The following is a 13,436-nucleotide window of genomic DNA, read 5'->3' as shown; positions in this document are numbered from 1 at the left end:
CACGCCGTCACTTCTTGGGCATATAGTCGGCCATTTCCCAGATCGGCCGCAGCTCGACCGTGCCGGTGCTGGCCGCCGGACAACGCGCCGCCCAGTCGATGGCGGTGTCGATATCGGCCGCCTCGATCATGTAGAAGCCGGCAAGCTGCTCCTTGGTGTCGGCATAGGGACCGTCGATCACGTTGGTCTTGCCGTCGGCGATCCGCACCGAGGTCGTCGCCTGGGTCGGACGCAGCCTTTCGCCGGCCAGCCACGCGCCGGACTTCTTCAACGCTTCGGTGTAGGCGGCATAGGCCGCGCTCATCTGCTGGGCTTTCTCGACCGGCGTGTTCGCCAGCGCGGCTTCGTCATTGTTGATCAAAAGCATGTATCGCATGGGTCTTCTCCCGTGGTTTGGAAGGCCGCTTCGTTGCGGGCCGAACGTATGTCGCGCGTCGGCGACCGATTTCGACAGCTTGCGGAAAAACTTTCGTCTCCGGCCGCGCCTTGTGCAAGCGGGCATGTGCTTCGCGACCTCTCAACCATTTGTCTAAAGCGTGGAATTGCGGGTTGGCATTTCTCTTCCGCTGTCTAAACTCGCCTCTGTTCGTGTCAGGGAGGTGATGCGGCCACCATTGAGGGAGGAGACCAGATGTTGAATTTCAGAACGAAATTCGTTGCTGTCGGCGCGATGGCGCTTTCACTTGGCCTTGGTGCGGCCTCAGCCATGGCGCAGGAATTCATCAATGTGCTGACCGGCGGCACTTCGGGCGTCTACTATCCGCTCGGCGTGGCGCTGTCGGAAATCTATGGCAAGAATATCCCAGGCGTGCGCACCCAGGTGCAGGCGACCAAGGCCTCGGTCGAGAATTTGAACCTGCTGCAGCAGGGCAAGGGGGAGATCGCCTTTGCCCTCGGCGACTCTGTCAAGGCGGCGGCCGAGGGCGACAAGGAAGCCGGCTTCCCCAACAAGCTCGACAAATTGCGCGCGATCGCGGCCATCTATCCCAACTATGTGCAGATCGTCGCCAGCCAGGAGGCCGGCATCAAGTCCTTCGCCGACATGAAGGGCAAGAGCCTGTCGGTCGGCGCGCCGAAATCAGGAACCGAACTCAACGCCCGCGCCATCTTCGGCGCGCTCGGCATGAGCTACCAGGACCTGTCGCGGACGGAATACCTGCCGTTCGGCGAATCGGTCGAGTTGATGAAGAACCGGCAGCTCGATGCCACGCTGCAGTCGGCCGGCCTCGGCGTCGCCTCGATTAAGGACCTCGCATCCTCGGTGCCGATCACCGTGGTGGCGGTGCCGGCCGAAGTCGCGCAGAAGCTCGGCGCGCCGTTCAAAGCGGCGACCATTCCCGCCGGAACCTATCAGGGCCAGACGGAAGACGTGCCGACGCTGGCCATCACCAACATCCTGGTCACGCGTTCCGACCTGTCGGACGACGAGGCCTATCAGATGACCAAGCAGCTGTTCGAGCATCTCGACCAGATGGTCGCCGCGCACAGCGCGGCCAAATCGATCAAGCTGGAAGACGCGATCAAGGGACTGCCGATTCCACTGCATCCGGGGGCCGAGCGCTACTACAAGGAAAAGGGCCTGCTGTAGCAGCGCGAATTGCGCTGCGAACGGCAAGGGCCGGCCGCCGGCCGGCCCCTTCCCGTTGATGGAACTCTCTTTTCGAGGCGCCGATGACCGACAGCCATAACGAGCAGGCCGTCACGGACGATTTCCACGATCCGACCGGACGCGGTTTCGCCGACACGCTCGAGGGCCGCCTGCTGTTCTGGATCGCGGTTGCCTTCTCGCTGTTCCAGATCGCAACGGCCGCCCATGTCCTGACCGTGCCTAGCCAGGTGCTGCGCGCCGTCCATGTCGGCTTCCTGATGCTTCTGGCCTTCCCGCTCGTCGCTTCGGCGCGCGGCCTGCCCGCCGCCGGCAAGGCATTTGCCTGGGCATTGGCACTCGCGGGGGTGGCGGTCGCGGCCTATCAATACATCGAATACCAGCCGCTGATTTTCCGCGCCGGCGACCTCAACACGCTCGATCTCGTCTTCGGCGTCGTGGCGCTGGTCACCATCTTCGCCGCCGCCTATGCCATGATGGGGCCGGCCTTGCCGATCATATCGGGCTGTTTCCTGCTCTACGCGCTGTTCGGCCAATATCTGCCGTGGCCGCTCAACCATCGCGGCTATGATTTTTCGCAGGTCATCGACCAGATGGCCTACGGCACGGAAGGCATCTACGGCATTCCGATCTACGTGTCGGCCACCTATATCTTCCTGTTCATCCTGTTCGGCTCGTTCCTGGAACGCGCCGGCATGATCAAGCTGTTCACCGACGTCTCGCTCGGCTTCGTCGGCCATGCACGCGGCGGCGCCGCCAAGGTGGCGGTCATCGCCTCTGGCCTGATGGGCACGATTTCGGGATCGGGCGTCGCCAATGTCGTCACCACCGGCCAGTTCACCATTCCGCTGATGAAGCGCTTCGGCTACCGCGCCGCCTTCGCCGGCGGCGTCGAGGCGACCGCGTCCATGGGCGGCCAGATCATGCCGCCGGTGATGGGCGCCGTCGCCTTCATCATGGCCGAGACGCTCGGCGTCCAATATTACGAGGTCGTCAAGGCGGCGATCATCCCGGCCCTGCTCTATTTCGCCTCGGCCTTCTGGATGGTGCATCTGGAAGCCGGCAAACATGGCCTGCTCGGCCTGCCGCGCGCCGACCTGCCGTCGCCGCTGAAGGCATTTCGCGAGCGCTGGTACCTGATCCTGCCGCTCGGCGTCCTCATCTATCTCCTGTTCTCGGGCTACACGCCGCTTTATTCCGGCACCATCGGTCTCGCCATGACGGTGCTGTTGATCCTGGGCGGCTCGGTGGCGCTGGGGTTTTCGTCGATGGCGCTGCGCGTCATCTTCTGGATCGGCCTCGGCCTGGTCGCCGCCAGCTTCTTCAAGATCGGCATCAACGCCATCCTTGTCGCGGCGCTGGTGCTGATCGTCGCCAATCTGTTCGTCGCGGGCGGGCGCGATACGCTGGCCGCCTGCCGCGATTCGCTGGCCGAGGGTGCCCGCACCGCGCTTCCAGTCGGCATTGCCTGCGCCGTCGTCGGCGTCATCGTCGGCACCATGACCTTGACTGGTGCGGCGACCACCTTCGGCGCCTTCATCGTCTCGATCGGCCAGTCGAGCCTGTTCCTGTCGCTGATCCTGACCATGATCACCTGCATCGTGCTGGGCATGGGTATTCCGACCATCCCCAACTACATCATCACGGCATCGATTGCCGGGCCGGCGCTGCTCCAGCTTGGGGTGCCGCTTCTGGTCGGCCACATGTTCGTCTTCTACTTCGGCATATTGGCCGACCTGACCCCACCGGTGGCGCTGGCCTGTTTCGCGGCCGCCCCGATCGCGCGCGAAAGCGGGCTGAAGATCGCGTTCGAGGCGATAAAGGTCGCCGCCGCCGGCTTCGTCGTGCCGTTCATGGCGGTGTACACGCCGGCGTTGATGCTGCAGGACGGCGGCGTTCTGGCAACCGAAATCGGCTACTGGCCGGCGGTAGCCTATATCGTCGTCAAGACGGTGCTGGCTATCGGCCTGTGGGGCGCGGCGGTGATCGGCTTCCTGCGCACGCGGCTGCTGACCTGGGAACGGCTGCTTGCCGCGCTGGCCGCCTTCATGCTGGTCGCCGCGCTGCCGATGACCGATGAAGCGGGCTTTGCGCTTTCCCTCTTGATGATCGCGGCGCACTGGTATCGCAGCCGTGGCACGGCAAGCGCCAGCCGGGGCATGGCAGATGCCAGCCGTGGAACGACGGATGTCCGGCCTGGATCGCCGCCGCCATGAGCCTGTGCATCCTCGCCGCCGGCAAGACGGTGACGTTGACGGTCGCAGCTTTCACACTGTCCTGGATCCATTCGGTGGAACGGACGCGCTGGGAGGAGGACTGGAAGGTGACGCCGTCCGGCCTGCAAGTGGTCGAGGCCCGCGTCGAGGGCTCGGGGGCCGGCATGGAGCCGCAGGAAGGCGCCGTGCTGCGCGACGGCTGGTGGGTCTATGCGCCCAGGGTGGGCGCCCAGCGTCGCGTCATGCTCGCCGCCTCCGGCGCGACCGGCGGCGGCTGGACGCTGTGCACGGTTCAGGGCTGCCTGGAACTCGGCAAGACGGCGGGCGAGACGATCTCGCTCGAGCCGTGCGAAGCCACAGGCTCCAGCCAGCCGCGATAGCGCACGATCAGGCTGGTGAGCGGATCCGAAATCTCGACATGCATTACAGCAATTCCAGGAAAAGTGTGTAACGGTTTTCCCGGGAAAAGCGCTAGCGCTTTCCCTAGGGAATTGCGTTAAAACAAAGAGTTAGAGCGGTTCGGCGATTCTATCAAACGCTGAACCGCTCTAGCCGATCAGCCGCCCGCGCAGCTCGGCCGACGGGACGTCGCAACTGTCCTTCCTGCCGAACAGGGCATAACGATTCCTGGCGATGCGATCGTAGAGCCAGTCGCGCAGCGGGCGCGGCAAAAGCAACAGCACCCTGGCCGCGCGCCAAGGCCAGCCAAGCTCGGCCATCACGGCGACAAAACTGTCGAGACGGGTGAAGGGGACGCCGCCGACAAGGGCGAGATTGGTTTCGTAGCTGTTGGTCGGCAGGTGGTATTTGCGGAACAGTGCCTCGCCGAGCGGTGATTGCGCGGTGGCGAAGCGGAAGCGCGTTTTGCGGTCGAGGCGGACCACCATGTGCACGAAGCCCGAGCAGAACACGCAAACGCCGTCGAAGACGATCAGCGGATGGCTTGCATCAAAGGGTAGGGAAGGCGGCTTGGGATGGTCGGTCACGCTGGCCTCGGCTGCTCATGTCCCTGGGACACTAAGCCAGCCGATGGCGACGTCAAAGACGCGGCGATGTCGCACGCCGCCCGTCAGTGAGGACCGGGCGTTCGGCGCGATAGGCAGTGGCTCGGGTCTCGACGCCCGGCCTGCAGATGCGGCTGTTGTGGCGGCTCTCGAAGGTCATGGTCAGTGCGCGCCCAGTGACGTGCCGCGACGGGCGCAGGCCGGACCGGGGCCGCGCATGTAATAGCGCTCGGGCCGATAGGTCGGCGCGACGAACTCGCGGATGGCGGCGGCATAGCCGACGAGGTGCGTGAGGAAGTTCATTTTACCTGTCCCTGTCCCGATTTTCGGATGTCCCTTCCGAATTGCGAGAACGATAGCATCGAGGCGTGAATACTCGATGAACGTGATGTTAATTTCTGGTCGAAAACCCGTCGCTTCGTGGCCGGAATGCGGCTGATTCGGGGTGTTTCGGTGCCTTTTGTCGGCATTTCGTCTGGTGTGACTTTTGCATCACATATGTTTCGTTTGAATGTCGCCTTGGCGCGCTTGTGTTTCAACTTTCGTGCCGCCCTGGGAATTTCCTTGCCGGATGGCCGCTAGGCCCGGAACCGCCCCGCGCAGCGGACGTTGGGATCCCGGGACCGGCATTGCCGGCTGGGAGGCATTGCCACTGGCAGGCCGCAACTCCCGACACAAGCAAGAGCAATGGAAAGGCTGAGATCATGGGCTTCTTTTCGAAGGACATCAAAACGCTGGACGATCTTTTCGTGCACACGCTGCGCGACATCTATTATGCCGAGAAGCAGATCGAGAAGGCGCTGCCGAAGATGATCGACAAGGCAACAGACCCGCAGCTGCAGGCCGGCTTCGAAAAACACCTCGAACAGACCAGGGGCCATGTCGAACGCGTGGAAGAGGTGTTCGAGCTGTTTGGCGTGAAGGCCAAGCAGGTGAATTGCCCGGCCATCGACGGCATTCTCGAGGAAGCCGACGACGTCAGCGGCGACGTCGACGACAAGGATGTTCTCGACGCCGCGCTGATCGCCTCCGCCCAAGCCGTCGAACACTACGAAATGACCCGCTACGGCACCTTGATCGCCTGGGCCAAGCAGCTCGGCCGCAGCGACTGCGCCAATGTGCTGGCCAAGAACCTCAAAGAAGAGCAAGCGACAGATCGCAAGCTGACCGAAATGGCGGAAAGCAAGATCAACCTGCACGCCGCCGAATAGGGGCTGAAAGCCGGGCCGGCGGCAGAGCGCCGGCCCGGCCGGACGGAGTTGGAACCCATCCGGGTGGTCGTCCGTTCCAGCTGATCTTCTCAAGAGGAAATCACTATGGCGCCGCGTCCGGCCTGGAAAGGCTATCTGAAGCTCTCGCTGGTCACTTGCGCCATCGAACTAACCAATGTCGTCACCCATGCCGAGAAGGTCTCGTTCCGCATCCTCAACCGCAAGACCGGCAATACGGTGAAGCGGATCTACGTCGATGCCGAGACCGGCAAGCCGATCGAGGACGGCGACGAGATCAAGGGCTACGAGATCGACAAGGGCGATTTCGTCCATATAGAGGAGGAAGAGATCGAGGCGGTGCAGATCGAATCCTCGCACACGATGAGCCTCGACGGCTTCGTCGACAAAGCCTCGATCGAGCAGATCTATCTCGACACGCCCTACTATGTCGCGCCTGCCGACAAGGTTTCGGAAGAGGCCTTCGCCGTCATCCGCGACGCCATGGCGGGCAAGAAGATGGCGGGGCTTGCCCGCATCGTGCTCTATCAACGCGAACGGCCTGTCGTCATCGAGCCGCTCGGCAAGGGCATGGTGCTGACGACGCTGCGCTACGACAACACGGTGCGCCAGCCGGAGACCGTCTTTGGCGACATCAAGGCGGTGAAGACCGATCAGGACATGACCGATCTGGCCGAGCTCATCATCGACAAGAAGAAGGCGAAGTTCGATCCCTCGAAATTCGAGGACAAATATGAGGATGCCCTGCTCGAACTGATCCGCGCCAAGAAGGCGGGGCACAAGGCGCCGAAGGCCAAGGCGGCCCCAAAACCATCCAACGTGGTCAACCTGTTCGACGCGCTGAAGAAAAGCCTGTCGTCGGATTCAGGCTCGTCGAAAGCGTCATCCTCGGCGAAAGCCAAGCCTGCCGCCAAACGCGCCAAGGCGAAAAGCGTTGCGCCGAAGCGCAAATCGGCCTGAGGATACGAGATGGCCAGCCTCGAACAGTATCATTCGAAGCGAGACTTCAAGAAGACCGCCGAGCCGACCGGCAAGGTTGCGCGCGGGAAGAAGGCCGGCGGTATCTTCGTCATCCAGAAGCACGCCGCCACAAGGCTGCATTACGATTTTCGCCTCGAGCATGACGGCGTGCTGTGGAGCTGGGCGGTGACGCGCGGTCCTAGCCTCGACCCGCACGAAAAGCGGCTCGCCGTGCATGTCGAGGATCATCCCATCGACTATGCCGGCTTCGAAGGCACCATCCCCAAGGGCGAATATGGCGGAGGCTCGGTGCTCGTCTGGGACGAAGGCACCTGGACGCCGGAGGGCGATCCCGCGAAGATGATGAAGAAGGGCCATATCAATTTCGAGCTCGAGGGCCACAAGCTGCATGGCAAATGGCATCTGGTACGGTTGCGGCCGCGCCCGGGCGAAAAGCGCGACAACTGGCTGCTGATCAAGTCCGACGATGCCGCCGCACGCCCCGGCGAGGATGTTCTGGAGGACGAGCCGAAGTCGGTGAAATCAGGCCTGACGATCGAGGAGGTCGGCGAAGGCAAGGCGGCCAAGGGCGAGAAACCCAAAGTCTGGCACTCCAACAAGCCGGCTGCCGGCAAGGCGAAGGCTGGGGCCAGGAAACTCGACTTCATCGAGCCGCAGCTCGCCACGCTGGAGCGGGATGCACCGTCGGGCCAGGACTGGCTGCATGAGGTGAAGTTCGACGGCTATCGCATGCAGGCGCAGATCGCCGGCACCGACGTTCGGCTCCTGACCCGCACCGGTCTCGACTGGACGGAAAAATTCGGCGACGAGATCGCGGCCGAACTCGCTGGGCTGAAATGCAGCGATGCCATCATCGACGGCGAGATCGTCGTGCTGGCCGATAGCGGCGTGTCGTCCTTCGCGCTGTTGCAGCAGGATTTGTCGGCGAAGCGGACAAATCGCTTCCTCTACTATGTCTTCGACCTGATGCGGCTCGACGGCAAGGATTTGCGCCGCGAACCGCTTGTCGAGCGCAAACAGGCCTTGCAGGACCTGCTCGGCGAGAGGGCCGACACCGCGGCGCTGCGTTTCTCCGACCATTTTGCCGAACCCGGCAAGATCATACTGGAACATGCGTGCCGCATGGGGCTGGAAGGCGTCGTCTCGAAACGCGCCGATGCGCCCTACCGCAGCGGCCGCGGTCCGGCATGGGTCAAATCGAAATGCACGGCACGGCAGGAAATCGTCATCGGCGGCTATCTGCCGTCGGACAAGACCGGACGCGGCCTGCGCTCGCTGCTGGTCGGCTATTTCGAAGGCGGCAGCCTGCACTATGCCGGCCGGGTCGGCACCGGCTTCTCCACCAAGGGCGCCAACGACCTGAAAAAGAAGCTCGATGCGCTGAAGGCAAAAGCCTCGCCCTTCGATGCAGCCGTGCCGAAGGGTAAGGGCCTGGTCTGGGTCAAGCCGGAACTGGTCGGCGAAGTGGAGTTCCGCAGCTGGACGTCGGACCGTATAATACGCCATGCCTCGTTCCAGGGGCTGCGCGAGGACAAGCCGGCGGAGGAAGTCGTGCAGGAAAAGCCCAAGGCGGCGACAGGCAAGGGAGCGACAGAGAAGAGCCCGGCCAAGGCCAAGCCGGCGGCAAGCAGCGCCGATACGGCAGGAACGGCGAAAACCACGGTGAAATTATCCCATCCGGACAAGCTTCTGTGGCCAGACGAAAAGATCTCGAAACAGGCCCTGCTCGATCATTACGCGCTGGTATGGCCACGCATGAAGCAATTCGTGGTTGATCGTCCGCTCAGCCTGGTCAGGGCGCCGGATGGCGTCGGCGGCCAGCGCTTCTTCCAGAAGCATGCCTCGGCCGGCATGCATGCGAAGATCGAGAAGACCAAGGATCCGACCGATGGCGAGGAAATCCTGTTCATCCGCGATTTCGATGGCATCGCGGCGCTGGTCCAGCTCGGCGTGGTCGAGATCCACATCTGGGGTTGCACGATCGACAGGCTTGAACAGCCGGACCAGATCGTCTTCGACCTCGACCCCGACGAAGGCGTCGATGTGAAGGCGGTCCGCGAGGCGGCGCTCGACATCAGGGCCAAGCTCGACGAGCTGTCGCTGCCCAATTTCGTCAAGACATCCGGCGGCAAGGGCTTTCATGTCATGGTGCCGCTGAAACCATCGGCGGATTGGGCCGAGGTCAAAGCTTTCGCCCATGATTTCGCCGGGGCGCTGGAGCAAGGCGCGCCGGACCGCTACACGGCGACGCTGTCGAAGAAGGCGCGCACCGGAAAAATTTTCGTCGACTATCTGCGCAATGGCAGCGGCGCGACCACCGTCGCACCATACTCGTCGCGGGCCAAGAAGGGCGCGACGGTGTCGATGCCGGTGACCTGGGCCGAGATCGAGGCCGGCCTGCCGCCAAACGCCTTTCCGATCGGCGACAAGACGACGCTGAAGCGGCTCTCGGAAGCCGACCCGTGGGTGGATTTCTTCAAGAAGGGCAAGGTGTTGAAGCGGGGCTAACTCGACTTCAACGCCGTGGGGCACCACCCCCCTCTGTCCTGCCGGACATCTCCCCCTGAAGGGGGGAGATTGGCAGTTTCGATGCCGGAACTTTCTTTCCGATGTTGGAAATTGGCGAAAGCTGTCGTCACATCCGATCTCCCCCCTTGAGGGGAGATGCTCGGCAGGGCAGAGGGGGCGCTGTCCCGCCGGCATCGCTAAAGGAGCGCCGCCGACCTCTCAGGCCAAAAACACCCTCTCGAACGCCTGCTTGCCCGGCGGTGAAAAAATCACCGCGCGGCTGTCCTTCTGGCGGCGCGCCCATTTCTCGGCAAGGATCTTGTCGAGGATGGCGGCGCCCAGTGTGCCTGCGAGGTGCGAGCGCCGCACGCTCCAGTCGAGGCAGGCGCGGCACACCGGCCGCCGCGGCTTGGTGTAGACGTCGATGCCGATCGCCGCGAAGTGCGAGGCCGCAGAGGGCCCGAGCCTGATCTCCTTGTCATCGCGGACCAGTATGTTTCTATCGACTAGGCGATCCAGCATCGCAACGGCCTGCTCGCCGGCAAGGTGATCGTAGCAGACGCGCGCGATGCGCATCGCGCCGTCGCGGGGGCCCGGCCGCACGCGCTTGGGGCCAACGGCTTCAGCCACACCGGTGATGGCTTCGATCATGCCGGCCACTTGCGGGCCGGCCAGCCCGTAATAACGATGCCGGCCCTGGCTGGCCAAGGTCAGCAACCCACCCTCCATCAGTTTGGACAGATGCGAGGACGCGGTCGGCAACGACACGCCGGCCTCCAGCGCCAGTTCGCTCGCGGTCAATGCCGTGCCGCCCATCAGGGCGTTCAGCATGTTGGCGCGGGCGGGATCGCCGACCAGGCTGGCGATGCGGGCAATGTCGGGTCCTTCACGCATAGTTCGGTCCTCATCGAAGCATTCTTGTCAGATAACCACTATTCTCCGACCAGATCAAGGAGATGACGATGACCGCACGAACCGCTTCCGCCCCTGCGCCGTTGCCCCGCCGCCAATCGTTCCCGTTCATCATCTGGGTCCGCTCGCGGCTGCTGGCCCGCTGGTATGACCGCCATTTGCAGCGCCGCGACCTCTGCGAGATCGACGACCATCTGCTGCGCGACCTCGGCCTGACACGGCAGGACGTGCGCCGCGAATGCGCGAAATCCTTCTGGCAGGCGTGACATCGGGTCATTTGCCTTAGCAGATCGGACGGCACGACGTTTCGACGCCGCTCGAACCATCGACGTGAAAACACTCTTCAAGGAGAGACCGAGATGACCATCACCTGCTTCATCCGTTATGAGATCGACCCGTTCGGCAAGGCCGCCTTCGAGGAGTATGCCCGCAACTGGGGTCAGGCCATTCCGCGCTGTGGCGCCGATCTGATCGGCTATTTCGCGCCGCACGAGGGCTCGGCCACGACGGCCTATGCCGCCTACAACATCGAAGACCTTGCCGCCTACGAGGCCTATCGCGCCCGGCTTGCCGCCGACCCCGCCGGCAAGGCAAACTACGAGTTCGCCCGCCGTGAACGCTTCATCCTCAGGGAGGACCGCATGTTCCTGAAACTGGCTTCCGGCCCGCATGCGCCTCTGGTGAAGGTATGATCGCCGTCATCTTCGAGGTGCAGCCCGCACAGGGCCGGCGCGAGGCCTATCTGAGCATCGCCGCTGATCTGCGGCCGCTGCTCGACGGCATCGATGGCTTCATATCGATCGAGCGCTTCCAGAGCCTGGCCGACCCGAACCGCGTCCTGTCGCTGTCATTCTGGCGTGACGAGGAGGCGGTCAAGGCCTGGCGCAATACGGAAGAACACCGGCAGGCGCAGAAGGCAGGCCGAGGCGGTATCTTTGCCGGCTATAGATTGCGGATCGCCCACGTGGTGCGGGATTATGGGCTGACCGAGAGAGACGAGGCGCCGGCGGACAGCCGGGCGGTGAATGGGTGAGGGCCATTGGGGTTGATGTTGGCGCCGCCCCTACCTGCCTGCCGGCATCCTCTCCCCGTATAGTCACGGGGAGAGGGGCGCTGTCATCGATGGTTTCGCCAGTCACCAGCGCGGCCGGAAGGAGCGCCCGCGCTGAAGCTGCCCTTTCTCCCCATCTCTATACGGGGAGAAATGTCCGGCAGGACAATGAGGGGCAGCGCTGTCCTTCGCCACTTTGTCTAAGCATTCCCGATGAGCACACCCGCCGCGAACACCAGGGCGCCACCCAGAACCACCTGGAAGGCGGCGCGCAGGAACGGGGTCTGCATGTAGCGGTTCTGGACGAAGGCGATGGCCCACAATTCGAAGAACACCACCACGGCGGCGACGCCGGTCGCCGTCCAGAAATGCGGGATGAGATAGGGCAATGCGTGGCCAAGCCCACCCGACGCCGTCATGACCCCGGTGGTGATGCCGCGCTTTATTGGAGAGCCCCGGCCCGATAGCTTGCCGTCGTCGGAGGCGACCTCGGTGAAGCCCATCGAAATACCGGCGCCAATCGAGGCGGCAAGACCGACCAGAAAGGTCTGCCACGTGTCATGCGTGGCAAAGGCGGCGGCGAAGATCGGCGCCAGTGTCGATACCGATCCATCCATCAATCCGGCCAAGCCCGGCTGCACATAGGTCAGGATGAACTGGCGCTGCTCGGCGGCGGCCTCTTCATCCTTCACGTCACCCGGCACATGCTTGTGCTCGAGGCGCTGCGCAAGCGTCTCGTGGCCTTGTTCGACCAACGCCAGATCATTGAGCAGTTTTCGTGTCGAGGCATCGGTGGTGCGCTTGGCGGCCTCGACGTAGAACAGGTAGGCCTGCCGCTCCATCGCCTCGGCCTGGCCGCGCACGGCCTCGATGCCGAGCGGCCGCACCAGCCAGTCGGGCTTGCGCTCATAATAGCCCTTCACATGTTCACGGCGGATCAACGGAATGCGCTCGCCGAAACGCTTGCGAAAGAGTTCGATCAGTGAGTCGCGATGGCCGTCTTCCTCCTCGGCCATGGCCTCGAACAGTTTGGCCGATTGCGGGAAACTCTCGGCCAGTCCGTCCGCGTAGGCCCGGTAGATGCGCCCATCGTCTTCCTCCGACGATATGGCCAGCGCCAGGATCTCCTTTTCGGAAAGCGATTCGAATGGGCGGCGGCCGAAGCCGAAAACACGGGAAAGCATGAGGAAATCACCCTAGTTTAGAATTGTTCTAAACTAGGGTTTACGGCGTGCATGGTCAATCGCCCGCTTGGCCGTGGTCAAGAATAGTTGAAGCCCCGGTTCAGGGCATCGCTCTTCATTAGCAGTGAATGTTCACCTATATATCGGACCAAGCCATGAAAGGAACGAGCTGATGACGGCCAAGAAGCCTCCGCACGCCTATGACCCGAAACCGGTCCTCGATCTCATCGCCAGCATCGAGGCCGACATGCAACGCCTGAAAGGCCTGGTCGAGCAACAGGTCGAGAAATTCGACCCCGCCAACCCGCACAACAAGGCGCCGGACGGCAAACTGACCGAGGAAGGCGTCGAGTGCTGCTACCGCATGTTCGACGAAGGCAAGTCGCGCTATTCGGTGGCCCAGCAGATGAAGATCTCGTTCGCCGCCGCCACGCATCGGTTCAACAGCTGGCGCAAGCTGGGCGGGACAAAAAGGCAGCGGACGTTGTTGGGTTAGGAGCGTTCGATTGCCGAGTCGGCGCTGCCGCTCATCGCCCTGCCGGGCAGTTCTCCCCGTATAGTGACGGGAAGAAGGGGCTGGCCGCATCGTCGGCGCCCTTCTTGCGACGCAGGTGATTGGCCAAGCCGACGGTGACAGCGCCCCTCTCCCCGTCACTATACGGGGAGAGGGTGCCGGTGTCCGAACCGGATAGATAGGTAACAGAATGGACCGATAGCATGGGTGACAGTTTTCTTGTCCGCCGGG

15 protein-coding genes are annotated in these 13,436 nt (G+C 63.2%); 10 read left to right on the top strand and 5 right to left on the bottom strand.

What is annotated here, in order from left to right:
* Positions 1 to 7 precede the first annotated feature (7 nt).
* Positions 8 to 376 (bottom strand): YciI family protein, encoded by a 369-nt coding sequence (locus tag FJW08_RS21535; RefSeq protein WP_027142565.1) that lies wholly within the window; start codon positions 374 to 376, stop codon positions 8 to 10.
* A 255-nt stretch (positions 377 to 631) separates the two neighbouring features.
* On the opposite strand from FJW08_RS21535, the gene FJW08_RS21530 reads away from it, so the two are divergent.
* From FJW08_RS21530 to FJW08_RS21520, 3 genes are all read left to right on the top strand, one after another.
* Complete coding sequence (locus FJW08_RS21530; protein ID WP_140812198.1) at positions 632 to 1,588, top strand: TAXI family TRAP transporter solute-binding subunit; 957 nt, start codon at positions 632 to 634, stop codon at positions 1,586 to 1,588.
* Positions 1,589 to 1,671: 83 nt separating this feature from the next.
* Positions 1,672 to 3,822, top strand: a complete 2,151-nt coding sequence (locus FJW08_RS21525; RefSeq protein ID WP_140812197.1) for a TRAP transporter permease — start codon at positions 1,672 to 1,674, stop codon at positions 3,820 to 3,822.
* Positions 3,819 to 4,202, top strand: coding sequence for a DUF1850 domain-containing protein (locus FJW08_RS21520; protein ID WP_140812196.1), 384 nt, complete (start codon positions 3,819 to 3,821; stop codon positions 4,200 to 4,202). Before FJW08_RS21525 ends, FJW08_RS21520 begins: the two co-directional genes overlap by 4 nt.
* 168 nt (positions 4,203 to 4,370) lie before the next feature.
* On the opposite strand, the gene FJW08_RS21515 is transcribed toward FJW08_RS21520, so the two are convergent.
* Both FJW08_RS21515 and FJW08_RS21510 read right to left on the bottom strand, forming a co-directional pair.
* The gene (locus tag FJW08_RS21515) at positions 4,371 to 4,808 is read right to left on the bottom strand and encodes a DCC1-like thiol-disulfide oxidoreductase family protein (RefSeq protein WP_140812195.1); all 438 of its coding nucleotides are present in this window, start codon (positions 4,806 to 4,808) and stop codon (positions 4,371 to 4,373) included.
* 180 nt (positions 4,809 to 4,988) lie between these two features.
* A complete protein-coding gene (locus tag FJW08_RS21510; RefSeq protein ID WP_140812194.1) occupies positions 4,989 to 5,129 on the bottom strand; it encodes a hypothetical protein in 141 nt (46 codons plus the stop codon).
* Positions 5,130 to 5,530: 401 nt separating this feature from the next.
* On the opposite strand from FJW08_RS21510, the gene FJW08_RS21505 reads away from it, so the two are divergent.
* From FJW08_RS21505 to ligD, 3 genes are all read left to right on the top strand, one after another.
* The gene (locus FJW08_RS21505; protein WP_140765055.1) at positions 5,531 to 6,037 is read left to right on the top strand and encodes a ferritin-like domain-containing protein; all 507 of its coding nucleotides are present in this window, start codon (positions 5,531 to 5,533) and stop codon (positions 6,035 to 6,037) included.
* Positions 6,038 to 6,142: 105 nt separating this feature from the next.
* Entirely contained in the window at positions 6,143 to 7,015 is an 873-nt protein-coding gene (locus tag FJW08_RS21500; RefSeq protein ID WP_140812193.1) for a Ku protein, read from the top strand.
* Between the two features lie 9 nt (positions 7,016 to 7,024).
* A complete protein-coding gene (ligD, locus tag FJW08_RS21495; protein WP_140812192.1) occupies positions 7,025 to 9,544 on the top strand; it encodes a DNA ligase D in 2,520 nt (839 codons plus the stop codon).
* A 219-nt stretch (positions 9,545 to 9,763) separates the two neighbouring features.
* Here the strand turns inward: ligD and FJW08_RS21490 are convergent, their stop codons facing one another.
* Positions 9,764 to 10,438 (bottom strand): winged helix-turn-helix domain-containing protein, encoded by a 675-nt coding sequence (locus FJW08_RS21490; protein ID WP_140765061.1) that lies wholly within the window; start codon positions 10,436 to 10,438, stop codon positions 9,764 to 9,766.
* Between the two features lie 68 nt (positions 10,439 to 10,506).
* Between FJW08_RS21490 and FJW08_RS21485 the strand changes: the two genes are divergently transcribed.
* From FJW08_RS21485 to FJW08_RS21475, 3 genes are all read left to right on the top strand, one after another.
* Positions 10,507 to 10,722: a DUF1127 domain-containing protein gene (locus tag FJW08_RS21485; protein WP_140765063.1), complete on the top strand. Its 216-nt coding sequence runs from the start codon at positions 10,507 to 10,509 to the stop codon at positions 10,720 to 10,722.
* 93 nt (positions 10,723 to 10,815) lie between these two features.
* On the top strand, positions 10,816 to 11,148 hold the full coding sequence (locus FJW08_RS21480; protein ID WP_140812191.1) for an NIPSNAP family protein: 333 nt from the start codon (positions 10,816 to 10,818) through the stop codon (positions 11,146 to 11,148).
* Complete coding sequence (locus FJW08_RS21475) at positions 11,145 to 11,489, top strand: antibiotic biosynthesis monooxygenase (protein WP_140765067.1); 345 nt, start codon at positions 11,145 to 11,147, stop codon at positions 11,487 to 11,489. The genes FJW08_RS21480 and FJW08_RS21475 overlap by 4 nt, the downstream gene beginning before the upstream one ends.
* A gap of 218 nt (positions 11,490 to 11,707) precedes the next feature.
* Here FJW08_RS21475 and mbfA read toward each other — a convergent pair whose 3' ends face one another.
* Positions 11,708 to 12,691, bottom strand: a complete 984-nt coding sequence (gene mbfA, locus FJW08_RS21465) for an iron exporter MbfA (protein ID WP_140812190.1) — start codon at positions 12,689 to 12,691, stop codon at positions 11,708 to 11,710.
* 172 nt (positions 12,692 to 12,863) lie between these two features.
* Between mbfA and FJW08_RS21460 the strand changes: the two genes are divergently transcribed.
* Entirely contained in the window at positions 12,864 to 13,187 is a 324-nt protein-coding gene (locus tag FJW08_RS21460; RefSeq protein WP_140812189.1) for a hypothetical protein, read from the top strand.
* Positions 13,188 to 13,436 lie beyond the last annotated feature (249 nt).

Source organism: Mesorhizobium sp. B3-2-1, assembly GCF_006439515.1.
Taxonomy (GTDB): Bacteria; Pseudomonadota; Alphaproteobacteria; order Rhizobiales; family Rhizobiaceae; genus Mesorhizobium.
This window is presented reverse-complemented; position numbering and strand designations above follow the sequence as displayed.

Excerpts from the sequence above, each read along its gene's own strand:
- FJW08_RS21535 (WP_027142565.1), bottom strand. The coding sequence starts at position 376 with ATGCGATACATGCTTTTGATCAACAATGACGAAGCCGCGCTGGCGAAC.
- FJW08_RS21530 (WP_140812198.1), top strand. The coding sequence starts at position 632 with ATGTTGAATTTCAGAACGAAATTCGTTGCTGTCGGCGCGATGGCGCTT.
- FJW08_RS21525 (WP_140812197.1), top strand. The coding sequence starts at position 1,672 with ATGACCGACAGCCATAACGAGCAGGCCGTCACGGACGATTTCCACGAT.
- FJW08_RS21520 (WP_140812196.1), top strand. The coding sequence starts at position 3,819 with ATGAGCCTGTGCATCCTCGCCGCCGGCAAGACGGTGACGTTGACGGTC.
- FJW08_RS21510 (WP_140812194.1), bottom strand. The coding sequence starts at position 5,129 with ATGAACTTCCTCACGCACCTCGTCGGCTATGCCGCCGCCATCCGCGAG.
- FJW08_RS21505 (WP_140765055.1), top strand. The coding sequence starts at position 5,531 with ATGGGCTTCTTTTCGAAGGACATCAAAACGCTGGACGATCTTTTCGTG.
- FJW08_RS21500 (WP_140812193.1), top strand. The coding sequence starts at position 6,143 with ATGGCGCCGCGTCCGGCCTGGAAAGGCTATCTGAAGCTCTCGCTGGTC.
- ligD (WP_140812192.1), top strand. The coding sequence starts at position 7,025 with ATGGCCAGCCTCGAACAGTATCATTCGAAGCGAGACTTCAAGAAGACC.
- FJW08_RS21490 (WP_140765061.1), bottom strand. The coding sequence starts at position 10,438 with ATGCGTGAAGGACCCGACATTGCCCGCATCGCCAGCCTGGTCGGCGAT.
- FJW08_RS21485 (WP_140765063.1), top strand. The coding sequence starts at position 10,507 with ATGACCGCACGAACCGCTTCCGCCCCTGCGCCGTTGCCCCGCCGCCAA.
- FJW08_RS21480 (WP_140812191.1), top strand. The coding sequence starts at position 10,816 with ATGACCATCACCTGCTTCATCCGTTATGAGATCGACCCGTTCGGCAAG.
- FJW08_RS21475 (WP_140765067.1), top strand. The coding sequence starts at position 11,145 with ATGATCGCCGTCATCTTCGAGGTGCAGCCCGCACAGGGCCGGCGCGAG.
- mbfA (WP_140812190.1), bottom strand. The coding sequence starts at position 12,691 with ATGCTTTCCCGTGTTTTCGGCTTCGGCCGCCGCCCATTCGAATCGCTT.
- FJW08_RS21460 (WP_140812189.1), top strand. The coding sequence starts at position 12,864 with ATGACGGCCAAGAAGCCTCCGCACGCCTATGACCCGAAACCGGTCCTC.